23 protein-coding genes are annotated in these 23,700 nt (G+C 55.6%); 10 read left to right on the forward strand and 13 right to left on the reverse strand.

Going from position 1 to position 23,700, the window contains the following annotated elements:
* Window positions 1-675 carry a molecular chaperone gene (locus KGP25_RS07165; RefSeq protein WP_111967035.1) on the reverse strand — a complete coding sequence of 225 codons (675 nt, stop codon included), beginning with the start codon at window positions 673-675 and terminating at the stop codon, window positions 1-3.
* Between the two features lie 68 nt (window positions 676-743).
* A complete protein-coding gene (locus tag KGP25_RS07170) occupies window positions 744-1,280 on the reverse strand; it encodes a fimbrial protein (protein WP_045909503.1) in 537 nt (178 codons plus the stop codon).
* A 256-nt stretch (window positions 1,281-1,536) separates the two neighbouring features.
* Here KGP25_RS07170 and ybiB point away from each other — a divergent pair, with 256 nt between their 5' ends.
* Window positions 1,537-2,499 (forward strand): DNA-binding protein YbiB, encoded by a 963-nt coding sequence (ybiB, locus tag KGP25_RS07175; RefSeq protein WP_223540171.1) that lies wholly within the window; start codon window positions 1,537-1,539, stop codon window positions 2,497-2,499.
* A 118-nt stretch (window positions 2,500-2,617) separates the two neighbouring features.
* Here ybiB and ybiJ read toward each other — a convergent pair whose 3' ends face one another.
* The 3 genes from ybiJ to mcbA all read right to left on the reverse strand — a co-directional run bounded on the left by ybiJ (window position 2,618) and on the right by mcbA (window position 3,818).
* The gene (gene ybiJ / locus KGP25_RS07180; protein ID WP_023310874.1) at window positions 2,618-2,878 is read right to left on the reverse strand and encodes a DUF1471 family protein YbiJ; all 261 of its coding nucleotides are present in this window, start codon (window positions 2,876-2,878) and stop codon (window positions 2,618-2,620) included.
* Between the two features lie 285 nt (window positions 2,879-3,163).
* Window positions 3,164-3,430 (reverse strand): DksA/TraR family C4-type zinc finger protein, encoded by a 267-nt coding sequence (locus tag KGP25_RS07185; RefSeq protein ID WP_223540172.1) that lies wholly within the window; start codon window positions 3,428-3,430, stop codon window positions 3,164-3,166.
* 121 nt (window positions 3,431-3,551) lie between these two features.
* Window positions 3,552-3,818, reverse strand: coding sequence for a DUF1471 family periplasmic protein McbA (gene mcbA / locus KGP25_RS07190; protein WP_045909506.1), 267 nt, complete (start codon window positions 3,816-3,818; stop codon window positions 3,552-3,554).
* A 243-nt stretch (window positions 3,819-4,061) separates the two neighbouring features.
* On the opposite strand from mcbA, the gene rlmF reads away from it, so the two are divergent.
* The gene (gene rlmF / locus KGP25_RS07195; RefSeq protein WP_045909507.1) at window positions 4,062-4,973 is read left to right on the forward strand and encodes a 23S rRNA (adenine(1618)-N(6))-methyltransferase RlmF; all 912 of its coding nucleotides are present in this window, start codon (window positions 4,062-4,064) and stop codon (window positions 4,971-4,973) included.
* A 48-nt stretch (window positions 4,974-5,021) separates the two neighbouring features.
* On the opposite strand, the gene ybiO is transcribed toward rlmF, so the two are convergent.
* The 6 genes from ybiO to rhtA all read right to left on the reverse strand — a co-directional run bounded on the left by ybiO (window position 5,022) and on the right by rhtA (window position 11,629).
* Window positions 5,022-7,235 (reverse strand): mechanosensitive channel protein, encoded by a 2,214-nt coding sequence (gene ybiO / locus KGP25_RS07200; RefSeq protein WP_223540173.1) that lies wholly within the window; start codon window positions 7,233-7,235, stop codon window positions 5,022-5,024.
* 125 nt (window positions 7,236-7,360) lie between these two features.
* Window positions 7,361-8,083 (reverse strand): glutamine ABC transporter ATP-binding protein GlnQ, encoded by a 723-nt coding sequence (glnQ, locus tag KGP25_RS07205; RefSeq protein ID WP_023292945.1) that lies wholly within the window; start codon window positions 8,081-8,083, stop codon window positions 7,361-7,363.
* Window positions 8,080-8,739, reverse strand: coding sequence for a glutamine ABC transporter permease GlnP (gene glnP / locus KGP25_RS07210; protein ID WP_003858462.1), 660 nt, complete (start codon window positions 8,737-8,739; stop codon window positions 8,080-8,082). The genes glnQ and glnP overlap by 4 nt, the downstream gene beginning before the upstream one ends.
* A 93-nt stretch (window positions 8,740-8,832) precedes the next feature.
* Entirely contained in the window at window positions 8,833-9,576 is a 744-nt protein-coding gene (gene glnH, locus KGP25_RS07215; RefSeq protein ID WP_023310880.1) for a glutamine ABC transporter substrate-binding protein GlnH, read from the reverse strand.
* Window positions 9,577-9,938: 362 nt separating this feature from the next.
* Window positions 9,939-10,442 carry a DNA starvation/stationary phase protection protein Dps gene (dps, locus tag KGP25_RS07220; protein ID WP_008501171.1) on the reverse strand — a complete coding sequence of 168 codons (504 nt, stop codon included), beginning with the start codon at window positions 10,440-10,442 and terminating at the stop codon, window positions 9,939-9,941.
* 299 nt (window positions 10,443-10,741) lie between these two features.
* Window positions 10,742-11,629: a threonine/homoserine exporter RhtA gene (gene rhtA, locus KGP25_RS07225; RefSeq protein ID WP_008501172.1), complete on the reverse strand. Its 888-nt coding sequence runs from the start codon at window positions 11,627-11,629 to the stop codon at window positions 10,742-10,744.
* Window positions 11,630-11,983: 354 nt separating this feature from the next.
* Between rhtA and ompX the strand changes: the two genes are divergently transcribed.
* Window positions 11,984-12,502 carry an outer membrane protein OmpX gene (gene ompX / locus KGP25_RS07230; RefSeq protein ID WP_008501173.1) on the forward strand — a complete coding sequence of 173 codons (519 nt, stop codon included), beginning with the start codon at window positions 11,984-11,986 and terminating at the stop codon, window positions 12,500-12,502.
* A 470-nt stretch (window positions 12,503-12,972) separates the two neighbouring features.
* On the opposite strand, the gene KGP25_RS07235 is transcribed toward ompX, so the two are convergent.
* On the reverse strand, window positions 12,973-14,556 hold the full coding sequence (locus KGP25_RS07235; protein WP_063621229.1) for a phosphoethanolamine transferase: 1,584 nt from the start codon (window positions 14,554-14,556) through the stop codon (window positions 12,973-12,975).
* A 283-nt stretch (window positions 14,557-14,839) separates the two neighbouring features.
* On the reverse strand, window positions 14,840-14,968 hold the full coding sequence (gene mntS, locus KGP25_RS07240; protein WP_008501175.1) for a manganase accumulation protein MntS: 129 nt from the start codon (window positions 14,966-14,968) through the stop codon (window positions 14,840-14,842).
* Between the two features lie 183 nt (window positions 14,969-15,151).
* Here mntS and mntR point away from each other — a divergent pair, with 183 nt between their 5' ends.
* The 7 genes from mntR (at window position 15,152) to KGP25_RS07275 (ending at window position 23,691) form a co-directional block, all read left to right on the forward strand.
* Window positions 15,152-15,625 carry a manganese-binding transcriptional regulator MntR gene (gene mntR, locus KGP25_RS07245; RefSeq protein ID WP_008501176.1) on the forward strand — a complete coding sequence of 158 codons (474 nt, stop codon included), beginning with the start codon at window positions 15,152-15,154 and terminating at the stop codon, window positions 15,623-15,625.
* Window positions 15,622-16,731: an anion transporter gene (locus tag KGP25_RS07250; RefSeq protein WP_048222158.1), complete on the forward strand. Its 1,110-nt coding sequence runs from the start codon at window positions 15,622-15,624 to the stop codon at window positions 16,729-16,731. The genes mntR and KGP25_RS07250 overlap by 4 nt, the downstream gene beginning before the upstream one ends.
* 101 nt (window positions 16,732-16,832) lie before the next feature.
* The gene (locus KGP25_RS07255; RefSeq protein ID WP_048222160.1) at window positions 16,833-17,927 is read left to right on the forward strand and encodes an HlyD family secretion protein; all 1,095 of its coding nucleotides are present in this window, start codon (window positions 16,833-16,835) and stop codon (window positions 17,925-17,927) included.
* On the forward strand, window positions 17,924-19,495 hold the full coding sequence (locus tag KGP25_RS07260; protein WP_048027030.1) for a DHA2 family efflux MFS transporter permease subunit: 1,572 nt from the start codon (window positions 17,924-17,926) through the stop codon (window positions 19,493-19,495). Before KGP25_RS07255 ends, KGP25_RS07260 begins: the two co-directional genes overlap by 4 nt.
* Window positions 19,495-21,018, forward strand: a complete 1,524-nt coding sequence (locus KGP25_RS07265; RefSeq protein ID WP_223540174.1) for an efflux transporter outer membrane subunit — start codon at window positions 19,495-19,497, stop codon at window positions 21,016-21,018. Before KGP25_RS07260 ends, KGP25_RS07265 begins: the two co-directional genes overlap by 1 nt.
* 107 nt (window positions 21,019-21,125) lie before the next feature.
* Window positions 21,126-22,166 carry an aldo/keto reductase gene (locus KGP25_RS07270; RefSeq protein ID WP_223540175.1) on the forward strand — a complete coding sequence of 347 codons (1,041 nt, stop codon included), beginning with the start codon at window positions 21,126-21,128 and terminating at the stop codon, window positions 22,164-22,166.
* 148 nt (window positions 22,167-22,314) lie between these two features.
* A complete protein-coding gene (locus KGP25_RS07275) occupies window positions 22,315-23,691 on the forward strand; it encodes a glycoside hydrolase family 1 protein (protein ID WP_223540176.1) in 1,377 nt (458 codons plus the stop codon).
* Window positions 23,692-23,700: the final 9 nt, after the last annotated feature.

Consider the following 23,700-nt stretch of genomic DNA (forward strand, 5'->3'; position numbering starts at 1 on the left):
TTAATGAACGGATTTTGTCCAGGTTTTGCTGATGCTGCCGTAATCCGTAATAATGGAATACGTCACAGTATCGCCACCCGTATTGGCTGGCAGGGTAATGTGCGTTCCGGTTTCAGGCACGGCCCAGGTGGCTTTCGTGATTTTATGACCATTCAACGTCACGCTCTGGAAATTCATATAGAAGGGGGTCGGATTATTAACGACCAGATCGTTACCTTCACGATGCCATTCCAGCTTATCCGCCATCTCTTCCGGCTTGCCCTTAACGGACGATGGACGGTAGAGTAATTTGATGCGCGTATTAATCGCAATTTGCAGCGTATTCACCCCCTCAACGTGCTTCGATGAGGGAATCGCTTTAATATTTAACCAGTACAGCGATTCGCGATCGTCCGGTAAATTCCCGCCGGTGCGAACGACGCGCAGTACGTTATCCTCTTTCGCATCAAGACGAAACAGGGGCGGTGTAATCAGGAACGGCGCAGCGGCATGATTTTTACTGTCGGTATCAACCCAGGACTGCACCAGATAATCCGTTGTATCTGGATTTGAAATACCAAGAGATGACTCCTTTTTATCTCCCCGGTAGACCAGGCGGGTGCCATTAATAATGACTCCCGCATGAGCGGTCGCGGCTACCAGTAACAGAGTGCTCAGTAAATAACCATGGCGCATAAATATTTCTCAACATAAAGAAAAGATATTAGCTTTGACACAAAGCTAATATCTTCAGATTGAAAATATCAGTTATAAATAACGGTGAAGGTCGATACGGAGTTAGCAGGGCCAGCCGTAACGGCAGCCTGCGTCTGAATATATCGCGCTGCAAATTCCAGATCGTTAACCGTACTTCCTGCGTTGAGTGGATACGCGCGGGAAGGCGTATATAAGCTGACGGGTTGTTCAGATGAGTCAAGCAATTGAATGGCGACGCCGGTTGCGGCATTCGCATCTGCCGTTAACGCCAGCGTGGTGCTGTTATTCGCATCTGGCGTACCGCCAAAATTAATTGCTGCAGAGGTGACCGTCTCCGGACAATCTTTTAACTGAATATCAAATTTTGTTGGTGTGCTGGTGGAGCCTGCACCGGTGAATACCGTTTTAGAAACTTTGCCTAACTGGACGTTGAGTGGATCGCTTAATCCATTTACTACCTGACAGGCAGAATCAATAATTTCGCCGGTAAAGTTAATCTGTCCTTCACCGTTTGTTGCCGCAAAGGCGGATGCAGAACACCCTATCGTTGCAGCGATAAATAAACCTAAAGCAACCTTGTTCATAGTCAATCCTGGTGTGTTTCGGGTAAAAACGTTGCCTGGACGTTTTCACCGTGACCCTCAATAGTGTTTCGGCGACTATTTAATCAAAAAAGATATGCTTTAGAATCTTCTATAGAAATCACAAATAATTGAAATAAAGCTTGTCTTTCGTTAACTGCTAAAAAATCAGCGGGTTGATTGTCTTCATAAAAAACTATCGGCCAGCGCTTCTTCAGGACTATAGTGTTCACAAGATGACGTAGTCAGGAGAAAAGACGTGGATTATCGCAAAATTATCAAAGAGGTAGGGCGGGGCAAAAATCATGCGCGCGACCTGGATTACGAAACGGCTAAGGCACTTTATACGCACATGCTGAATGGCGATGTGCCAGATCTGGAGATGGGCGGCATCCTGATCGCGCTGCGTATTAAAGGGGAAGGTGAAGCGGAGATGCGCGGTTTTTACGAGGCGATGCAGGCGCAAACGATGCGCTTAACGCCGCCAGTCGCAAAGCCGATGCCGATTGTCATCCCCAGCTATAACGGGGCGCGTAAACAGGCAAACCTGACGCCGCTGCTGGCGACTTTACTACACAAGCTTGGATTCCCGGTTGTCGTTCACGGCGTAAGTGAAGATCCCACGCGCGTGTTGACGCAAACCATCTTTGAGCTGCTGGACATCAAGCCGACCCTTCATGCGGGTCAGGCGCAGGCGAAGCTTGACGGGCATCAGCCGGTCTATATTCCGGTTGGTGCGTTCTGCCCGCCGCTGGAAAAGCAGCTGGATATGCGCTGGCGTATGGGGGTGCGTAACAGCGCCCACACGCTGGCAAAACTGGCAACGCCGTTTGGCGAAGATGCCGCGCTGCGGCTTTCCAGCGTCTCTCATCCGGAGTACGTGACGCGAGTCGGCAAGTTCTTTGAAGAGGTTGGCGGGCGCGCTTTACTGATGCACGGCACCGAAGGGGAGGTGTATGCCAACCCGCAGCGCTGCCCGCAGATTGTGCACATTGATTCTGCCGGCGCGCGCGTCATTCTGGAGCGCGGGACGGATAATCGTGATGTGGCGTTGCCCGAAGCCAAAGATCCGCACACCACCGCCCACTGGATCACCCAGTGTCTGGCGGGCCAGGTCCCTGTTCCGCACGCCATTACGCAGCAGATGGCCTGCTGTCTGCTGGCGACGGGCGAGGTGGACTCGATAGAGGACGGTCTGGCGCGCGTGGCGCAGTCTTTTTAACTAAAAAAAAGCCCGTCCAGTGGCGGACGGGCAAGCAAGGGTAACAAACAACAGGGTCAATGAGGGTTGGAGCAGCTCACCAGAGGGTTTGGCGAGGGGACAGCATTCGTTCAGGCGATTATTTGTAGATAACCGCGGTACCGCTCAGCTTGTTATTGCCGTTAGCGGAGGTAATGGTGTATCCGCTTGCACCGGCAGCAGCCGCTTTCTCAGCCAGTTTGGCTTCCAGACCGTCCAGCGTGGTCGCGCCATCAGCACTTACCACACCGACTTTATTCATGTTCTGTGCCTGAGTTGAAGAGACTGGCTCTACGGCGAAAGCGCCGAAGGACAGAGCGGACAGGGCAACAGCAGCTACAGCATATTTGATGGTTTTCATAATTAATCTCTCGCAGGTGTTTCTGTTAAGGGGACGATGTTCCGTCGATGTGATAAGTATCACGGTTTTTTTCGAGGGATAAAATCGAAGAGAATTGACGTGGTTGCTCAAAAAAATTGAATGACAAATAACTTATTGAATATTAATAAATTCAAACTGGCGATTTACACTTCTTGTTGATGCGCTTTACAGAAGAAAGATGAAGGGCACATTTTGCTACGCGGTTCGCTAAAAATCGTGAGCGTAAAGGTAAGGGCCTGTGCGGTTAACTTAGGTAAAGGAAAGTCAACGTAACTGGCTGTCTTTCGAACCCCTGCGATTATATCCCGAATGCGATGAATTTTTCGAATCTTTATGCTGCTGGCAGGTGATGCAAAGCCTTACACCGGGAATGGCTTTTCGGCGCGACTCGGGAATAGGGTCTCCACACTCTTCGCATTCAGTTAAGCTTTCGCCGCGCGGAATTTCACCGCGCGCACGCGCTACCGCATCTTCAATTGTACTGTTGATCTGGTCGTTAACGGCATCATCATTTGCCCAGCCGGAAGCCATTATGCCCTCCTGATATCGGTTTCAGCCCTGCTTTTAATATGGGGTTAAAAAACGAACAGTCAAGGCGAGGGGGAAGAGAACTGCATCCGGTGGACAGATGCAGTCTGGGGAAAATAGCAGATTATTTATAAATGGTCGCTGTGCCGTACATATGGTTATCGCCGCCAGCGGAATTCACCACGAAGCCTTTTGCACCTTCCTGACGGGCTTTTTCGGCAAGTTTAGACTGGAGATCGTCAAGGTTGCTGGCACGGCTTACCGAGACGGTGCCCGCAGGCCGAAGCTGGCTGGTGTCGGTACTCGGGGTCAGCGACTGAACGGCCATCGCAGAGAATGACGCGGTCGCCAGGGCGGCAGCGATAACAGCAAGGGTCAGATACTTTTTCATAATCACATCCTCATGAGGAAACAACAGGTGATTCCCCTTAAGTTTAGAAGCCGGAGGAGTGTGACTTAGCGCAAATATTTGATGATGATCTGCTTATTTTTTGAACAACATCAGTTGACATTTCGCTGACAGATCATAGACATAAAGGTGTTTGATTTATGTCGAATTTTTAATCGATGAAGAGAAAGATTTACCGTTGGGCCAGCAAAGGGTATCTTACGCCGCTGTTTAAAGGAGAACGCCATGACTTCCCAAAAGCCGGGATTGCACCCACGAAATCGCCACCGCAGCCGCTACGACATGAATGCGTTATGCCTGAGCTGCCCGCCGCTGCAGGACTACATTGTCCAGACCCCCGCGGGTGAACCTTCGGTCAACTTTGCTGACCCCCAGGCGGTTAAAATGTTGAACAAAGCGCTGCTTGCACACTATTACGGTGTGGCGAACTGGGATATTCCCGAAGGCTTTCTCTGTCCACCTGTGCCGGGCCGCGCGGATTACGTGCATCACCTTGCCGACCTTCTTGCCGAAGGTAATGAGGGCGTTGTTCCAGAGCAGGCCACCATTCTGGATATTGGCACCGGGGCGAATCTGATTTACCCGCTGATCGGCGCGCATGAATACCACTGGCGCTTTACCGGAAGCGAAATCGGTGCCGAGGCCTTTGCCAGCGCCCAGGCGATTATCAGCGCGAACCCTGGGTTAAGCCGCGCCATTCGTCTGCGTCGTCAGAAAGAGGCGGCGTCGATCTTCAACGGTATCATTCACAAAAATGAAAGCTATGACGCCACGATGTGCAACCCGCCGTTCCATGATTCGGCGGCCGCGGCCCGTGCGGGCAGCGAGCGCAAGCGCCGTAACCTGGGTCAGGCGGAAGATGCCGCGCTGAACTTCGGCGGTCAGCAGCAGGAATTATGGTGTGAAGGCGGCGAAGTGGCGTTTATCCTGCGCATGATTGCGGAAAGCAAACAGTTTGGTCGTCAGGTGAAGTGGTTCACGACGCTGGTTTCCCGCGGAGATAACCTGCCGCCACTCTACCGTGCGCTCACCGAAGCGGGTGCCGTAAAAGTGGTGAAAAAAGAGATGGCGCAGGGCCAGAAGCAAAGCCGCTTTATTGCCTGGACGTTTATGGACAATAACAAACGTCGCAAATAGCACGCCGTCGTAGGCCGGGTAAGGCGAAGCCGCCACCCGGCAACGAGGCTACAGCGTTGGCTCCTGCGGTGGGAGCGGCGCTGCGGGCGGTGGCAGTACCTGATAGGTCTGCACAGGCATCCGCACGTTCGCCAGATCGAAGTGTTTTTTCACCATGCTGTCGAGCGCAAAGCGCACCGTCCACTGCTTCAGCGGCTGGGTGGTGAACGACACGCGCAGGGTAAAGGCCGTGTTCGTCAGCCCGACAATGCCGGCAAATGACGGCTCGCCAATCACCAGTCCGCGAATGTCCTCCATCTGCATCAGCTCCTCTACCGCATCGCGCAGCGCCTGCTTCGCTTTATCGGCATCCTCATGACGATCCACATCGTAGTTCGCCACCACGGAGCCAATGCCGCGCACAAAGTTGGCAAAGGTGGTTATCGAGGACCAGGGAATGATGTGGTACGCCCCGGTGTCCTGGCGCACGCCCACCGAGCGAATCGACATCCTCTCAACGGTGCCGGTTAACGGCCCAATAGTCACCAGATCGCCCGTGTTCATCCCGTTCTCAAACTGGATAAAGATGCCGGTAATAATATCCTTCACCAGCGTTTGCGACCCGAAGGAGATCGCCAGCCCCAGGGCACCGGCACCGGCCAGCAGCGGGGCGATATTCACCCCGATTTCCGACAGCACAATCATAATGGTGATGGTACTGATAATGACCGCCAGCGCGTTGCGGAACAGGGTTAACAGCGTTCTTGCCCGCGCGCTGGGCAGGGGACGGCCATGAATATCCGATACCAGACGGTTCTCGATAAGGCTCGCCAGCAGCGTCCAGCCGACGGCAGAGAAGAACAAAATCAACGCGATGCGAATCAGGATGTCGACCGTTTTTTCACCCGCACCGTTGTGCAGCCAGTTCCAGAAATCAAACAGGCTCCACGCATTCAGGAGCAGCATAATCGCCACGCAGACGGTGAGGATGCGCGCCACCTTCAGCGATACCGACATCCAGCCGTTTACCCGTTTTTGCAGTTCCGGGTAATTACGCTGTACCTGCGGCGACAGGGTGATGGTTTTCGAAATCCAGCGCGACAGCAGCCCCGACACAAACGCCGCGATGCCGATAATGGCCAGGCTTTTGAACGTTGCCCCCATCATGAATTTCAGGCTATTGCCCGGGTCGAACAGCGAGAAGAAGCACAATACGATGAAGTAGGCGCTTGCCAGCCAGTGCCACACCAGGGCGAAAGCGCGGATAAACAGGCTAAAGAACGAGAGGGAGCGATCGGCCAGATTCAGCAGGCTTTGGGTAATGGTTTTTTTATTGTGGAAGATCAGATACAGCGACCAGACGGTAATGCAGATCATGATAATGACGTTTGCCAGCGCGCCAAACTGGACGTTCACCTGGTTGGAGATGATCGGCACGGCAACCAGCAGGCCGTAGCCAATCAGCCCGCTGAGCACGCTCAGGCGCAGCGCCCAGTACTTCGCCGTTTCATCCCGGATGGCGAAAGGACGCAGCGCCGGCACGTGGGGGCAAAAGAGTAGCCGCAGCAGCGCCTTGAAGAACTCAATCAGGGCAAAGGCATTCAGGAAAAGCGACTGCTGGAAGGCGATGGTTTTGTTGCCCGCGTTCAGCCTGTCGGCCAGCATCTGGCCTAAGAACAGCGTCAGGGCCAGCAGCAGTAAATCAATGATAAACGCTGAGGCTATCATCAACGGCAGGTGCAGCCAGCTGCTTTTCTGCTGATTCTTTCTGCGTCCCCATTGCCCCATTTTGCGGTACAGCGGCCACGCGCACAGGCGCACCAGCCAGTAAAAAAGGAAGACTGCACCGGCCAGCATCAGGAACTGCGTGGCGGCGGCGGTAAACGTTTGTGGGTTAAACGGCTTATGCGGTGAGCCAATCAGGTTGCGGTAGAGTTGAGCAAAGCGCGAGGAGAGCGCTTCCCCATAGTGTCGGCTCACGTCGGTGACATTTTCCAGCACCGTTTTTTGTTCCTCCACCTGGGGAGGGGTGATGACAGGCACTGGCTCCTGCGGCGGCGTGGCGGCCACTTTCCGCAGCTGGCTGATGAGTTCCTGCCGGGAGGTGTCGTTCTCAAGGACGTCGGCGAGGGCGCTGTAGGCGGCTTTTTTCTGTTCGACATCGGGTTCAGGAGGGGGCGTACTTTGCTGACTGGGGGTTGTTCCGGTGGTCACGCCGGGGATCGCGACGGCGAACGATGGCGCACTAAACAGGCTAATCAACAGCAACAGGATCCACGGCACGGCGTCCTCCGGTGAAAATGTCGAACAAAATGATAAGTATAGAAGTCGGGACGCGGAGGGGGATTTTTGGGAACAATCTGGCGTAAAAAAGCCGGGCAAGCCCGGCTTTAGCGTTAAGCGAGGGATCAGGAGACGTGCTGCAGGAACTCCTGCAGACGCGGGCTCGGCGGGTTCGCAATCAATTCCTGCGGGTTACCGTCTTCCGCGATACGGCCTTTATCAATAAAGATCAGGCGGGACGCCACTTTCTCAGCGAAGCCGATTTCGTGGGTCACGATAACCATCGTCATCCCTTCTTCCGCCAGATCCTGCATAACCTTCAGCACCTCGTGGCGCAGCTCCGGGTCGAGTGCGGACGTAGGCTCATCAAACAGCATCAGTTTCGGTTTGACCGCCAGCGCGCGGGCAATTGCCACGCGCTGCTGTTGACCACCGGACAGCTCGGAAGGGTAGTGGTGCGCGCGTTCAGCCAGGCCGACTTTCGCCAGCAGATCTTTGGCCAGCGCTTCTGCCGCCGCTTTGTTGGCGCCGCGCACGCGCAGGGGGCCAAACATCACGTTCTCCAGCGCCGTCAGGTGCGGGAACAGGTAGAACTGCTGGAACACCATGCCCGCTTCCTGACGAATCAGACGGTCATCTACTTTCGGGTCATTCACCTTCAGACCGTCGACGATCAGATCGCCGCTGGTGATCTCTTCCAGCTTGTTGATGCAGCGCAGCAGGGTCGACTTACCGGAACCGGATGGTCCGATAATGACCACCACTTCACCCTGCTGGATGTTCAGATCGATATTGTGCAGCACCTGGGTTGGGCCAAAGTGCTTGGAAACGTTTTTAAATTCAATCACAGGATTTTCATCCTTCTTTCAAGACGACGCAGAACGAAGCTCAGAACCAGAGTAATGATCAGGTAGACCACGGCCACCGCACTCCAGATTTCCAGCGCGCGGAAGTTGCCAGCAATGATCTCCTGCCCCTGACGGGTCAGTTCGGCCACGCCGATAACAATGAACAGCGACGTATCTTTAATGCTGATGATCCACTGGTTACCCAGCGGTGGCAGCATGCGACGCAGCGCCAGCGGCAGAATAACGTGGCGGATCGTTTCGCGACGTGAAAGGCCTAATGCCAGACCGGCTTCACTGAAACCTTTATGAATCGACAGCACCGCACCGCGGGTGATTTCCGCAATGTAGGCGCCTGAGTTGATCATAATGGTGACGACGGCTGCGCTGAACGGGTCGATGCGCAGGTCAGTGAACGCCATAGGCAGGGCGAAGTAAATGAACATGACCTGCACGACAATGGGGGTGCCGCGGATCACTTCGATGAAAACCAGTGCGATGTGGTTTGCAATCCAGCCACCGTAGGTACGGGCGAAACCGGCGACAAGACCGATAATCAACCCGCCAACCAGACCCAGGACCGAAATCCACAGAGTCATTTTAGCGCCTTCAAGCAAGAGTGGAATGGCAGGCCAGATGGCGCTCCAGTCAAACTGCATGATGTATTCCTGTATACCGTGGTGAAAAACGAAAAACGTAGGCCCGGTAAGCGGCAGCGCCACCGGGCGTTACAAACCTGAATTCAGGTGAAATTATTTAGGCTCGGTACCGAACCATTTTTTGTAGATTTCGTTATAGGTGCCGTTCTCTTTCAGCGTTTTCAGCGCGCCGTTAACTTTCGTGCGCAGGTCGTCGCTGCCTTTCGGGAACGCGATACCGTACTGCTGGGCTTCCAGAGACTCGCCAACGGCTTTGAACTTGCCGTTACCGGCTGTTTTGATGAAGTACAGGATGTTCGGCGTGTCGTGCAGAACAGCGTCAGCGCGGTTGGTGCCGAGTTCCATGTACGCGTTGTCGATGTTCGGGAACTGACGCAGGTCTTTGGTTTTGATATTGGCTTTCGCGTAATCAACCGAACCGGTGCCGCTCTTCACTGCCACCACTTTGCCGTCGAGATCTTTCACGCTTTTTACGTCGTTATTATCGGCTTTGACCATCACCAGCAGGCCGCTTTTGTAGTAGCCATCAGAGAAGTCGATCGCTTTTTTACGTTCGTCGGTAATGGTGATACCCGCCAGCGCCAGATCAACGTTCTTGGTTTGCAGTGCCGGGATGATGCCGCTGAAGTCCATCGGCTTCAGGGTGTAATCCAGTTTGAGTTCTTTTGCGACGGCGGCCCACAGATCCACATCGAAACCAACGTATTTATCACCCTGTTTGAATTCAAACGGAACGAACGCCGTGTCGGTCGCCACAACCAGTTTGTCGGCAGCCTGAGAGGACACCGCAAAAGCCAGGGTAAGTGCAGCCAGTGAAACTTTTAATACAGACTTCATAGCATTTCCTTTTATATCCACGGGGCGATCCCCTGCGAGAACAGGTGGCACAATGAAAAAATCGTGCCAACTTTACAAGCTATTGTTTTGCAAAGGGGATGATGTCATGCATTGCACAATAAATGGGGCAATGAGGTCTTATTGCACCAAAGTGGAGCACTGTTTTGGTGCGCTTCGTTTGGCTCAACTGACGGGGAGATATTTAGCGTAAATTCTGACGAAAAAACAATCTTCCGTTAACGGTTGTGTGAGGTGATTATTACAATTTCTTCACTTTTGCACGTTCTCAGGCAAAAAACGTGCACCATAGATGTGCAAAACCCTCACCGAAGGGCGAGGGTTTGATAGAAAATTCGTATGAATTATTCGATGTTAGATTCGATGAACCACAGGAACTGATCCAGATCGCGGGAGGCGGCGGTGAAGATGTCTGCGGTATCTTCGTCTTTCGCTTCGCTAATCGCTTTGCGCACATCGTTCGCCACAATCGCATAGCGGTCCGCCAGCTCTTTCAGGTGATCCTGAACGGTATGGATATCCAGCGGATAGCTTTTCAGCGGGGTTTTGCTGTTGATCACCTGCGTGGTGCCCAGCGCCACGCCGCCTAACTGAACGGCACGTTCAGCCATCGTATCGAGGTGGGTAACCAGTGCTGTGCGGAAGCCATCCAGCATTTCATGAACGGCAATAAAGTTTGCACCGCGCATATTCCAGTGGGCCTGTTTGGTGATCAGCGAAAGATCGATGAACTGGATCACCTGGCGATTCAGCAACTCAATGGTCGCTTTTTTGTCGCTGTCCGATACATCGTTACGGGTATAAAGCAGATTAGACGCTTTCGTTTTCACCAGTTTAGCGGTACTCATAATCTCATATCCTCTTGATGTTTATGTCCCAGGTAATTACGGAACTAAGTATAGCACCGGATTTTTTCTCTGCGGTTTGGCTGTGCCTATCGGTTTAATAGCGAGAAGGAGGTTGAGAATTTAATTTATTGAAAGTATTAGATAATTTATAAATTGATACAGATCAATCTTAATTGCTGAATGGGGAAGTTAACGCAGAGGAATATTTTGCTGGCAGGCGTGAGTGTGTAAGAAATTATAACGCCTGTGTTTCTGGCCTTTATTCTGCATGGCGTGGAAGCCATGCAGAATATATGGCCTTAGTTGATATCCACTTTCTCAACTTTTGGCTCCGGGCGCATGGTAAGCGTCGAGCCCATTGATGCCGCGATAATCGAGCAGAGCGCCAGCGTCTGGGTCAATGTCAGGGTTTCGCCGAGAAACACCATCCCGGAAATCGCGGCAAGTGCAGGCTCCATGCTCATCAGGGTGCCAAATATGCGTGTCGGCAGACGCGTCAGCGCAATCATCTCCAGAGAATAGGGGAGTGCGGTAGAGAGAATCGCGACCGCCAGACCGATGGGCATGACGGACCATTGCCAGATAGACTCTGTCGCCTGCGCCATGCCGATGGGCACAAACACGATGGCCGCAATCAGGGAACCCAACGCGACGGTCGCCGGACCGTGCTCTTCCCCAGCGCGCTGGCCGGTGAGGATATAGACAGCCCAGCAGGCACCTGCGCCCAGCGCCAGCGCTGCGCCCGTCAGGTCAATCTCAGAAACGCTCTGGCCCAGCGGCAGCAGGAACCATAAGCCCAGTACGGCTAACACGACCCAGATAAAATCGACCGGACGTCGGGAGGAGAACAGCGCCACCGCCAGCGGGCCGGTAAACTCCAGCGCGACGGCAATACCCAGCGGTATCGTCTGGATGGAGAGGTAGAACAGGTAGTTCATTGCCCCCAGGGAGAGTCCATAAAACAGCAGCGGTAAACGCTGCTCCTTTTTGAAGCGCAGACGCCACGGTTTAAAAATGACCACCAGTATCGCCGTGCCTAGCACAATACGCAGGGCGGTCACCCCGGGCGCGCCAACCAGCGGAAAAAGCGATTTTGCCAGCGAGGCACCGCTTTGAATGGACAACATGGCAATGAGTATGACGGCTACCGGCAACCAGACCGACGACGTGCGGGATAACCCAGGCATCCTTTCTCCTGTCAGCTTATGTCAAATGAGGTAAAGGTTGCAGTGTAAAGGAAATATGCGGCTACGGTTGAGGTACTGTTGAAAAAAAAGCAGGTGAAATCCGTAAAATGGTTAAGCGCTGGTGGATTTATCGCCTGTCAGATTAGGAATAATCTGGATGAATGTAACTGCGCAGACGCGCACTATGCGCATTTAGTAGTGAAAATTGCATGTGATTTGAAAGAGATAGCTGATGCTGGAAACGTTCTGTTACAGGAAAGGTTTCATTAGACATCACGAATCACAAAGAGTTTCGCAAATTTTTTTGATATATTTAAAACTTACGGACTTACTTGGATCACATTTGAGGTGGTTATGAAAAAAATTGCATGTCTTTCAGCACTGGCCGCTGTACTGGCTGTTTCCGCAGGTACCGCTGTAGCTGCTACTTCTACTGTTACTGGTGGTTACGCTCAGAGCGACTATCAGGGCGTGATGAACAAAGCTAACGGTTTCAACCTGAAGTATCGTTACGAGCAGGATAACAACCCACTGGGCGTGATCGGTTCTTTCACCTACACCGAGAAAGATCGTTCTGAAAACGGCGCATACAACAAAGGCCAGTACTACGGTATCACCGCGGGCCCAGCTTACCGTCTGAACGACTGGGCAAGCATCTACGGTGTTGTAGGTGTTGGCTACGGTAAATTCCAGCAGACCGAAAACGAAGGTCTGAACCGCACTGCAAGCAACAGCGACTACGGCTTCTCCTATGGCGCAGGCCTGCAGTTCAACCCAATCCAGGACGTTGCTCTGGACTTCTCCTATGAGCAGAGCCGTATCCGCAACGTTGACGTTGGCACCTGGATCGCGGGCGTAGGTTACCGCTTCTAATCACTTCGGTGATTAAATAAAAAATCCGCCCACTGTGGCGGATTTTTTTTTGTCTTTTTCCCTCTCCCTGTGGGGGGAGGGGGGAACATACGGCTGTAGTGGTCATTCCGTTCACTTCATGTTCCTTGCTACTCTGTAACAGCATGACCTGTGAACGTGCCAGGGCGGCTCAATCGCCGCCGCCCTGACGACCCGGGCTCCCGGCGGTAAATCGCCGCTTCGCGGTGCCCTCAGCTTATTCCTTCAGGCTATCGGGTCGGGCATGAGCCTGCATCCCTGCAGGCCACGCCCTCTCGGCGCATCCCTGCGCCTCGCCCCGGCCTTACGGAAACGCTTCGGCGATTTACAGCCGGACCAGGGCGTCGCTGTAAGTCATTAATTTTGCATAGCAATGTTCATCGCTTCAAGTAAAAATTACTGGTGGATCCCTCAGCCCTGTAGGAGAGGACCAGGGTGAGGGCATCAGACCGCTACTTACTCTTAATATCAAAAATATCCGTACCCAGATGGTTGTAGTCAACTTTCTGTAACTTGAAGTTGGTAACGTACACTTGGGGAGCTTTCTTGTTAGAGACAAACGGGTAAGCGTTTTTTATCTGCCCGGCGGTAATCCCCGTCCACTGCGAGAAAAACTGCAGGAAATCATTCGCTGAACGACGCGCTTTAATAACGCGATGCGTTTTATCGTCACTCGACAGCACCATAAACGGCACCTGGAAGTTCTGCTGGAACTTGTCATCGTGCGCCAGGTACTGCACCTCTTTCCCGCGCTCCTTAAACGCCAGTCCGTGATCCGAGAAATAGACCAGGGAGAAGCTGTCGCCCGTATTGCGCAGCTGATCGTAGAGCTTGCTCAGCAGGTCGTCGGTTTGCGTCATGGTGTAGAGATAGCAGGAGGTCTCTTTGGACTGCACGAACTCCGCGTACTTCCCGCCGGTCCGATCGCAGGCCTGCGGGTGCGACCCCATCAGATGCAGGACGATCAGCTGAGGCTGGGTGCGCGGGGTGGCGAAGACCTGCGCCGTCATTTTCAGCAGCGCTTCGTCTTTGGTATTTTTGTCGGCTTCAAAATCGCCGTTTTTCAGGAACTGCACTTCGTCAGCCCGTTTGGCGATGCTGGCGATGGCCGTATCGTATTCGCCAATTTGCCCCTGATTCGAGAACCACCACGTCTGAAAACCTGCGCGGTTTGCCAGGGTGACGAAATTATCCTGATACTGCGGTTTGCCATCCACCACCCGGTTAAGGGTCAGGCCGAGCGATTTCTGCGTTGAGCCGCTGGCCGCGACATAATCGGTAAACAGGGTGCCTTTGACCGAACTGGCAAATGGGGTGTTATCCCAGTGGCCGCCAAACGCCCCCATTGCATCGCGACGCGCGCTTTCGCCAATCACCACCACATAGGTGTGATATTTCGGCTTAACGGCCAGCACGTTCCAGGTGTCTTTCATATTGGAAAGTTCAGCCATGCGGGCCTGTTCGTCGAGAACCTCTTTATTATTTACAACGACGTCTTTCACGAAGCGGAAAACCGGATAGCCGATGTTAATAAGTCTTAGCTTACCGTCCCAGGGAATATTCTGGATGGGGGCGACAAACGCCACGGCAACGCTGAATACCAGACAGAGTATGTCGATCTTACCCCAGGATTTTTTCTCGCCCGGCTGACGACGGATGGCGATAACGCCCAACGCGAAGATAAAGAGCCCGACCACGTAGCTGTACCACGGGAAGATCGTCAGGATCTCCGTCGACTCTTCCATATTGGTCGAGTGCAGCGCCAGCAGGGTATTAAAGTTTGGCGAGCCGTACGCCTGACCAAACGGAAAATAGAGTGCCGCAACCAGCGAACAGATGCCGATTAATGCTTTTTGCGCGCGCGGCGCGGCTCGCCACAGCACATGCAGAATGCAGGTGAAGGCCACCGCGTAGAGCAGACTAAAGGGATAACCGAGCGCAAAGTTAATCAGTAATGACTGCAAAAAGTAAAACCCCGTCCACGGGCTTAAGGCCCGGCTGCGGGTCACAACGGTATCTATCAGGGTTAAATTCATAGGTCACTATCATGGATGAAAACGCCATGTGCTCACCCTGGCGTCAAGGGTCATAACCTGCCTGACAGTGCGTGGAGAGGGAATGAGGGTCCGCTTCAGCGAGCCGCAAATTGTGCAGGGCTGCAAGAAGATAGTGCGAGCGCTAAATAATATCAACAGTTGCTAAGCAGATGTTTTGCGAAGGGGATTGCAAATCCGTAAAAAAGATCGGGAATAGGGCGGCTGGAAGCCAGTTTACAGCGAAAATGTGACGGGAAAATGAAGCGGCGTACCGCGACGCCGCTTAGTGGGAAGGTTTGTCATCCTGATGCGGTTTGCCGTTAAACATATCGCACAGCATGTTCAGCAGCATTAAGCGCACTTTAAAGGGTGAGTGGGTAAACACGGTCATGCACCTCTTGAATTCGTTCATAAGACCTCCTGATTTTTGATCCCTTCGATCCGTGAAGGGTGACTGCATTACATACAGATATAGCACAGGCTATATTGTATAGCTATGGCTATTTCGTTAATTTTTTGTGCTTGTGGAGGGATGGTTTACAATGTGCGCTCTCGATACCGGGCGCTGGAAGCGTCATCCCACTGAGGAAGTACAATGAACCGTCGCGCAGGTAAGCCAACCATTAAAAAAACGACGCAACTGGTGAATGTTGAAGAGCATGTCGAAGGTTTTCGCCAGGTCCGTGAAGCGCACCGGCGTGAACTGATTGATGATTATGTTGAACTCATTTCCGATCTGATTCGTGAGGTCGGGGAAGCGCGTCAGGTCGATATGGCCGCCAGGCTGGGGGTATCGCAGCCAACTGTCGCAAAAATGTTAAAACGTCTCGCCTCCGTGGGCCTAATCGAAATGATCCCCTGGCGCGGGGTCTTTCTGACACCAGAAGGGGAGAAACTCGCGCAGGAGAGCCGCGAGCGCCACCAGCTTGTCGAGAATTTTTTACTGGTGCTGGGCGTCAGCCCGGAGATTGCCCGCCGGGATGCGGAAGGAATGGAACACCACGTCAGCGAAGAGACGCTGGTGAAGTTTCGTGAGTTTACGCTTAAATATGGTCCCTCCGCTGAATGAAAATCCCTGGACTGCAGGCCCTGGCACGCGATCGTTTCTTCCATCTCTTATTACTCATTGGCGCAGGGTTAAGCCTCTTTGTGCCGTTTGCGCCGCAGGCCTGGCCCGCCGCTATTGACTGGCGCACCATCATTACCCTGAGCGGCCTGATGATGCTCACCAAAGGGGTCGAGCTGAGCGGCTATTTTGACGTGCTGGGCCGTAAAATGGTGCGCCGTTTTGCCACCGAGCGCAGGTTATCCCTGTTTATGGTGTTTTCCGCCGCGGTGCTGTCGACGTTTCTGACCAACGACGTGGCGCTGTTTATCATTGTGCCCCTCACGCTCACGCTGCGTAAGCTTTGCGAGATCCCGGTCAGCCGGCTGATCATCTTTGAAGCGCTCGCCGTTAACGCCGGTTCTCTGTTAACGCCTATCGGCAACCCGCAAAATATCCTCCTCTGGGGACGTTCCGGGCTGTCGTTCGCCGCCTTTACCTGGCAGATGGCGCCGCTGGCGCTGGTGATGATGCTGTCGCTGCTGGTGGTGTGCTGGTTTGCGTTTCCGGATAAAAAACTGCAATACCACAGCGGCACCACGGGCCCGCAGTGGCAGCCGCGTCTGGTCTGGAGCTGTCTCGGGTTATATATCGTCTTTCTGTTCGCGCTCGAGCTGAAGTATGAGCTGGCGGGTGTCCTGCTGGTCGCCGCAGGCTTTGTCGTCCTCGCGCGGCGCGTGCTGGTCAGCGTGGACTGGACGCTGCTGCTGGTCTTTATGGTGATGTTTATTGATGTGCATCTGCTTATCCAGCTTCCGGTGCTGCAAAACGTGCTCCACAGCGTCAGTACGCTGTCTCAGCCGGGACTGTGGCTGACGGCGATTGGCCTGTCGCAGTTTATCAGCAACGTGCCGTCCACCATTCTGCTGCTCAACTATGTTCCGCCGGACACGCTGCTGGCCTGGGCGGTGAATATCGGCGGGTTTGGGCTGTTGCCCGGCTCGCTGGCCAACCTGATTGCCCTGCGCATGGCCAACGACCGTCGTATCTGGTGGCGCTTCCATCTCTGGTCGATACCGATGCTGGTTTGGGCCGCGGCGATCGGTTTCGGAATATTCCTTCTCATATAGTGCGCAATTTGTCAGTTTTTCCTGGCAAACGTATAGCAACGTCCTAGCTTTAGTGAACGGCATAGTGTGATGCCGCTCACTGACAGGACCGTTGCTGAACTATGGCTGAAGATCAAAATAAGCCTGCTGACGAGCAGGACAAAAATAATAATGAGCGTAAGCGCCCGGGCAAAAAACCGTTAATTATCCTCGGCATTGTCGTGGTGGTGATGGTTGTCGTGGCGCTGGTCTGGTGGTTTTTAACCCGTAACGAAGAGACGACTGACGACGCCTTTACCGACGGCGACGTGGTGACGATTGCCCCGAAAACGGCAGGCTACGTCACCGAGCTGCGGGTGCGCGATAACCAGCGCGTGAAAAAGGGCGATCTGCTGGTGGTTATCGATCCGCGGGATACCACCGCGCAGCGCGATCAGGCTCAGGCCCAGCTTGGGCTGGCCATCGCGCAGCTGCATCAGGCTCAGGCGCAGCTGGCGCTCTCAAAAGTGCAGTATCCCGCCCAGCGTGACGAAGCCAAAGCGCAGGTGCTGAAAGCACAGGCCGATCTGGCGAACGCGCAGGCGGAGTACCGTCGCCAGCGCGGCGTCGACCCGCGGGCAACCACCCAGCAAAGCATTGATTCCGCGAACGCTCAGCTGCGCAGCGCGCAGGCGGGGCTGGCCAGCGCCCAGGCGCAGCTGGAGGTGGCAGAGCAGGTCCAGCTGCAAATCCGCCAGCAGGAAACCAACGTTGAAGCGCGCGAGCGTCAGGTCGATCAGGCGAAAGCGCAGCTGGAAACGGCCAATCTGAACCTCTCTTACACCGAAGTCCGCGCCCCGTTCGACGGGTTTGTCACCAAACGCAACGTGCAGCCCGGCACGCTGGTGCAGGCGGGTACGGCGCTGTTCTCCCTGGTTTCGCCGAACGTGTGGGTGGTGGCGAACTTCAAAGAGTCCCAGCTTGAGCGCATGAAGCCCGGCGATAAGGTCACCGTGTCCGTCGACGCGTGGCCGGATATGGCGCTTGAGGGCCATGTTGACAGTATCCAGCAGGGCAGCGGCTCGCGCTTCTCCGCCTTCCCGGCAGAAAATGCCACCGGTAACTTTGTCAAAATTGTGCAGCGCGTGCCGGTCAAAATCGTGATTGATAAGGGGCTCGATCCGAACAAACCGCTGCCGCTGGGGCTGTCGGTTGCGCCGAAGGTGACGGTGGAATGACGGATCACAGCCACGACAGCTGGAAGCCCGCCAGCAATCCGTGGGCGGTGGCGATTGTCGTCACCCTGGCGGTGTTTATGGAGATCCTCGACACCACTATCGTCAACGTAGCGCTGCCTCACGTGGCAGGTTCGCTCTCGTCCAGCTATGACGAATCCACCTGGGTGTTAACCAGCTACCTGGTCGCGAACGGCATCGTGCTGCCCATTTCGGCGTTTCTGAGCCGCGTCTTCGGCCGCAAGCAGTTCTTCCTGATCTGCATCGTCATGTTCACCGTCTGCTCGTTCCTCTGCGGGATCGCCACCGAACTGTGGCAGATCATCCTGTTCCGCGTGATGCAGGGCTTTTTTGGTGGCGGACTACAGCCCACGCAGCAGTCGGTACTGCTCGACTACTTCAAGCCGGAGGACAGGGGCAAAGCCTTTGGGCTCTCGTCCATCGCGATTATCGTTGCACCGGTCCTCGGCCCGACGCTGGGGGGCTGGATCACCGACAACTACTCCTGGCGCTGGGTGTTCTTTATCAACATCCCGGTGGGGATTGTCACGGTGCTGGCGATCTACCAGCTGCTGGAAGATCCGCCGTGGGAGAGCAAGTCAAAAGAGAAGCTGACCATCGACTGGACGGGGATCGGCCTGATCGCCCTGGGGCTGGGCTGCCTGCAGGTGATGCTTGACCGGGGGGAAGATGAGGACTGGTTCTACTCGAACTTTATTCGTACCTTCGCGGTGTTAACGCTTATCGGCATTATCGGTGCCATTTACTGGCTGGTGTATGCCAGAAAACCGGTGGTGGATCTGCACTGCATGAAGGACCGCAACTTTGCCATCTCCAGCCTGCTGATGGCGGGGATGGCGATGATTTTGTACGGCAGTTCCGTGGTGATCCCGCAGCTGGCGCAGCAGGACCTGGGCTATACCGCCACCTGGTCCGGGCTGGTGCTGTCGCCCGGGGCGGTGCTGATTGTGCTGACTATTCCGCTGGTGCTGAAGCTGATGCCGGTGGTGCAGACGCGCTGGATTATTGCCTTTGGCTTTACCTGTCTGGCGGTGTCGTTCTTCTGGTCGCGCACGCTGACCCCGGATATCGACTTCGAGACGCTGGTGCTGTTCCGCAGCGCCCAGTCGCTGGGGCTGGGGTTCCTGTTTGTGCCCCTGACCACCATTGCCTTTATTTCGATTCCAAGACGGCTGAATGCCGATGCGGCAGCGCTGTTCACCATGTTCCGTAACGTCGCGGGCTCGGTCGGGATCTCGCTGTCGACGGCGGCCATCACTGAACGGTCCCAGGCGCACAGTGCGCATCTGGCGTACCACGCCTCGCCGTTTAACGAGCAGTTCCAGCAGGCGATACGCGAAAGCGCCCAGGCGATCCAGAACTTCACGACCCAGGTGGGAGACCCCACCGGCATCGCCACCGGACGCCTGTACCAGACCATGATCGAGCAGTCGCGCTTTTTGGCCTACATTGACGTCTTCACCATCCTGAGCGCCGTGGCCTTGTTACTGATTCCGTTTTGTTTGTTGCTCTCGCCGGTTAAGAGCGAGGGGAGTGCAGGAGCACATTGATGATACACAGACGTTTACACCCCCTGATGATAATGATGCTGCTGGCAGGTTGCGCCGTCGGGCCGGACTATCAGCCGCCCGCGCCGCCTGCCGTCACGCACTGGAACGATAAGGGCGACAGCGCGGTAAAATCGCAGACGACCTCCGCGGCGACCAACCCGCGCTGGTGGAAGACCTTCGGCTCGCCACAGCTCGACAGCCTGGTGGAACGCGCCATTGCCGGGAACCTGACGCTGCAGCAGACGGTGCTGCGCATCGCAGGCGCGCGCGAACAGATTAACCAGGCGGGCGGGGCGTTTTACCCGTCGGTGAACGGCAATCTGCAGGCGACGCGCCAGCAGCTCGGGCTGGAAGGGGAGCTGAAATCCCGCGGCGTGTATGACCAGGTGGATAGCATCGATCCCGCTCTCAAGGGCGCGCTGGGACCGCTGACGCAGCCGATCAACCTCTACCAGGGCAGCTTCGACGCCCAGTGGGAAATTGACCTGTGGGGTAAGGTGCGTCGTCAGGTGGAAGCCGCCGAAGCGCAGCAGAAAGCGGCTATCGAGCAGCGTAACGACGCGCTGGTGTCGCTGGAGGCGGAAGTGGCGCGCGCGTGGCTCCAGCTGCGCGGGGCGCAGAGCGTTATCGCCACGCTGAACACCCAGATTAAAAGCGCGCAGCAGACGCTGGATCTGACCGAGAGCCGCCAGCGCGGTGGGCTGTCGCCGCAGATGGACGTGGAGAATGCGCGTGCACAGCTGGGTAACCTGGAGGCGCAGCTGCCGCAGTACCAGGCGCAGGCGCGTCAGGCGATGAATGGCCTGGCAATCCTCCTGGGCAAGCCGCCGGGGGCGCTGGATGCGGAATTACAAAGCGTGCAGCCGATGCCTGCGCTGCCGGATATCGTGCAGACCGGCATTCCGTCGACGCTGGCACGCCGCCGTCCGGACGTGCGTGAAGCGGAGGCGAACCTTCATGCCGCCACGGCGCAAATCGGCGTCTCGGTGGCGGAGCTGTTCCCGAGCTTTACCCTCTCCGGGCAGTTTGGCCTGCGCAACAGCGAAACCAACTGGCTGACCGACTGGAGCAGCCACTTCTACAGCTTTGGCCCGCAGGTCTCCATTCCCATCTTCCAGGGCGGTCGGCTGGTCTCCAGCGTGAAGGTGGCGCGCGCGCAGCAGGGGGCGGCGGTGCTGGACTATCGTCAGACGGTGCTCACCGCGCTTGGCGATGTCGAAAATGCGCTGGTGAGCTATCGCACAGACCAGCAGCGTGAAGCGGGTCTCGCAAAAACGATCGACGCCCTGCAAAACGCCTTTGACCTGGCGAGCGACAGCTATCGTCAGGGGATCGCCAGCTTCATTGACGTGCTGGACGCCCAGCGGCAGCTGGCCCAGGCCGAGCAGCAGCGCGCGCAGGCGCAGGTGCAAAGCGCGCTCGATCTGGTGGCGCTCTACAAGGCGCTCGGTGGCGGCTGGGAGCCGTATCAGCAGGTGCAATTACCGGACTACAGCGTCTTTGGCGACGCCCCGCGCGGATAAATTTTCAGAGGATTGGGCAAGAAACGGACAGGAACGCCACATTCGCGATGGCTGAGGGGCGGGTATAACTATCGGGTACCCCTTAAACGACATGCGAGGATTATCTTATGCGTTATCAAAAACTGGGCAACACCGGTCTGTTCGTTTCTGAACTGTGCCTCGGCACCATGACCTTCGGCGGTGAAGGCGGCATGTGGGGCAAGATTGGTCAGCTCCAGCAAAGTGAAGCAGAACAGCTGGTGGGCCGCGCGCTGGATGCCGGGATCAACTTTATCGATACCGCGGACGTTTACTCGGAAGGGCGTTCGGAGGAGATCACCGGCCAGGCGCTGAAAAACCTGAAAATCCCCCGCGAGAACGTGGTCGTCGCGACCAAAGTGTTCGGCGAAACCGGAACGGCAGGGGTGAACTCGCGCGGCAGCTCGCGCTATCACATCATCGGCAGCGTGAAGGAGAGCCTGCGCCGCCTGCAGCTGGATCATATCGATCTCTATCAGCTGCACGGCTTCGACCCGGCCACGCCGATTGAAGAGACGCTCTATGCGCTGGATAACCTGGTGCAGCACGGTCACGTGCGCTATATCGGCGTCTCGAACTGGGCGGCGTGGCAGATAGCCAAAGCGCTGGGCATTTCCGAGCGTCTCGGGCTGGCGCGTTTCGCATCCCTCCAGGCGTATTACACCATCGCCGGACGCGATCTTGAGCGCGAGCTGGTGCCGATGATGCAGAGCGAAGGCGTCGGGCTGATGGTCTGGAGCCCGCTGGCAGGTGGCCTGCTGAGCGGAAAATATGGCCGCGACGGACAGAGCGAAGCCGGTGGCCGTCGTCTGGAGTTTGACTTCCCGCCGGTGAACAAAGATCGCGCCTTCGACTGCGTGGACGTGATGCGCATGATCGCCGAAAGCAAGGGTGTCTCCGTCGCGCAAATCGCGCTGGCGTGGCTGCTGCATCAGAAAGCGGTGACCAGCGTCATCATTGGCGCGAAACGCGTTGAACAGCTGGACGACAACATTGCCGCCACCGGGATCCGTCTCAGCGAAGACGAGCTTAAACAGCTGGATGCGGTGAGCGCGCTGCCGCGGGAATATCCTGGCTGGATGCTGGAGCGGCAGGGGGAGTATCGCCGTAATCAGCTCGCGCAGCAGTAACCTTTCTTTTCCCCGCTGGCGCTTCGCCTGCCGGGGCTTTTTTCCCGCATTGCTCACAAAAAACGATCCTCCTCTTTGATCGTTTTTACATCTTCGCCTATATGGCTAGTCATGAAATTTTAAATGACTAGTCATATAGGGAGAGAACATGAAGAATCAGCTGCCAGCCAACTTTTTATGGGGCAACTCGGTCTCCAGCATGCAGACGGAAGGGGCCTGGAACGAGGGCGGGAAGGGGATGTCGGTGTATGACATTCGTGAAGCCGGGGAGAACGTCTCCGACTGGAAAGTCGCGACCGACTCCTACCACCGCTACCGGGAAGATTTCGATCTGATGCAGGATCTGGGCATGAACTGCTACCGCTTCCAGATCTCCTGGAGCCGCGTCTGCCCGCAGGGCGACGGCCCGTTCAACGACGAAGGCATCGCATTTTACGACCGCTTTATTGACGATCTGATCGCCCGCGGCATCGAGCCGATGATCTGCCTGTACCATTTCGACATGCCGCTCGCGCTGGCGCAGGAGTACAACGGCTTTATCGACCGCCGCGTGATGGACGCCTTTATCCGCTACGGCAAAAAGATGATCGACTGCTTTGGCGACCGCGTGAAGTACTGGCTGACCTTCAACGAGCAGAATATTTTCCATATGCCGGAAGCTTTCCGCATTTCCGGCTATATGAAAGGCGAGAAAACCCTTCGCGAGCTGTACCTGCTCCAGCACCATACGATGGTGGCGCACATGGCGCTGACCGAATACCTGCACCAGACGAAACCGGGCCAGCTGATGGGCGGCATGCTGGCGCACCAGCTGATCTACCCGGCTACCTGCAAACCGCGCGATATCTTCTGCGCCCAGCAGTATGACGAATTCCTCAACCAGAACCTGCTGCGCGTCTTTGCCGGGCAGGGCTACAGCCCGGCGGTGATGGCGGTGGTGGAGCAGGAGGGCTTTGGCGATATCTACCGTGCAGACGATCTCGCGCTGCTGGCGCGCACCCAAAACGACTATATGGCCTTCAGCTACTACGCCAGCAAAACGCTGGACAGCGATGCGATCCCGGAAGGCACGCCGGTGAACTATTACCTGCTTCACGGCGAGAAAAATAACCCCTACCTGAAAGCCACCGAGTGGAACTGGCAGATCGATCCGCTGGGCTTCCGCACCATCATTACCCGCTATTACAACGACTGGCGCCTGCCGGTGTTCCCGATTGAAAACGGCATTGGGGTGATTGAGTCCTGGGACGGGGTGAACCCGATTGAGGACACCTACCGCATCGACTACCACCGGGCGCACATCGAGGCGATGAAAGCGGCGATGTTCGAGGACGGGGCAGAGGTCATTGGCTACCTCGGCTGGGGGTTAATCGACATTCTTAGCTCCCAGGGCGACATGCGTAAGCGCTACGGCGTGGTGTATGTCAACCGGGAAAACCACGACCTGAAAGACCTCAGGCGCGTGCCGAAGAAGAGCTACGCGTGGTTAAAACAGGTTATCCATACCAACGGACGCGAGATGTAAGCCGTACGC

It is taken from the genome of Enterobacter sp. JBIWA003 (genome assembly GCF_019968825.1).
Lineage (GTDB): Bacteria > Pseudomonadota > Gammaproteobacteria > Enterobacterales > Enterobacteriaceae > Enterobacter > Enterobacter quasiroggenkampii.

Coding starts and splice junctions, on each gene's coding strand:
- ybiJ (WP_023310874.1), bottom strand. CDS start 2,878: ATGAAAACCATCAAATATGCTGTAGCTGCTGTTGCCCTGTCCGCTCTG.
- KGP25_RS07185 (WP_223540172.1), bottom strand. CDS start 3,430: ATGGCTTCCGGCTGGGCAAATGATGATGCCGTTAACGACCAGATCAAC.
- KGP25_RS07265 (WP_223540174.1), top strand. CDS start 19,495: ATGATACACAGACGTTTACACCCCCTGATGATAATGATGCTGCTGGCA.
- KGP25_RS07260 (WP_048027030.1), top strand. CDS start 17,924: ATGACGGATCACAGCCACGACAGCTGGAAGCCCGCCAGCAATCCGTGG.
- mcbA (WP_045909506.1), bottom strand. CDS start 3,818: ATGAAAAAGTATCTGACCCTTGCTGTTATCGCTGCCGCCCTGGCGACC.
- rhtA (WP_008501172.1), bottom strand. CDS start 11,629: ATGCCTGGGTTATCCCGCACGTCGTCGGTCTGGTTGCCGGTAGCCGTC.
- glnP (WP_003858462.1), bottom strand. CDS start 8,739: ATGCAGTTTGACTGGAGCGCCATCTGGCCTGCCATTCCACTCTTGCTT.
- glnH (WP_023310880.1), bottom strand. CDS start 9,576: ATGAAGTCTGTATTAAAAGTTTCACTGGCTGCACTTACCCTGGCTTTT.
- KGP25_RS07255 (WP_048222160.1), top strand. CDS start 16,833: ATGGCTGAAGATCAAAATAAGCCTGCTGACGAGCAGGACAAAAATAAT.
- KGP25_RS07250 (WP_048222158.1), top strand. CDS start 15,622: ATGAAAATCCCTGGACTGCAGGCCCTGGCACGCGATCGTTTCTTCCAT.
- ompX (WP_008501173.1), top strand. CDS start 11,984: ATGAAAAAAATTGCATGTCTTTCAGCACTGGCCGCTGTACTGGCTGTT.
- KGP25_RS07170 (WP_045909503.1), bottom strand. CDS start 1,280: ATGAACAAGGTTGCTTTAGGTTTATTTATCGCTGCAACGATAGGGTGT.
- KGP25_RS07275 (WP_223540176.1), top strand. CDS start 22,315: ATGAAGAATCAGCTGCCAGCCAACTTTTTATGGGGCAACTCGGTCTCC.
- rlmF (WP_045909507.1), top strand. CDS start 4,062: ATGACTTCCCAAAAGCCGGGATTGCACCCACGAAATCGCCACCGCAGC.
- KGP25_RS07270 (WP_223540175.1), top strand. CDS start 21,126: ATGCGTTATCAAAAACTGGGCAACACCGGTCTGTTCGTTTCTGAACTG.
- dps (WP_008501171.1), bottom strand. CDS start 10,442: ATGAGTACCGCTAAACTGGTGAAAACGAAAGCGTCTAATCTGCTTTAT.
- KGP25_RS07165 (WP_111967035.1), bottom strand. CDS start 675: ATGCGCCATGGTTATTTACTGAGCACTCTGTTACTGGTAGCCGCGACC.
- mntS (WP_008501175.1), bottom strand. CDS start 14,968: ATGAACGAATTCAAGAGGTGCATGACCGTGTTTACCCACTCACCCTTT.
- KGP25_RS07235 (WP_063621229.1), bottom strand. CDS start 14,556: ATGAATTTAACCCTGATAGATACCGTTGTGACCCGCAGCCGGGCCTTA.
- mntR (WP_008501176.1), top strand. CDS start 15,152: ATGAACCGTCGCGCAGGTAAGCCAACCATTAAAAAAACGACGCAACTG.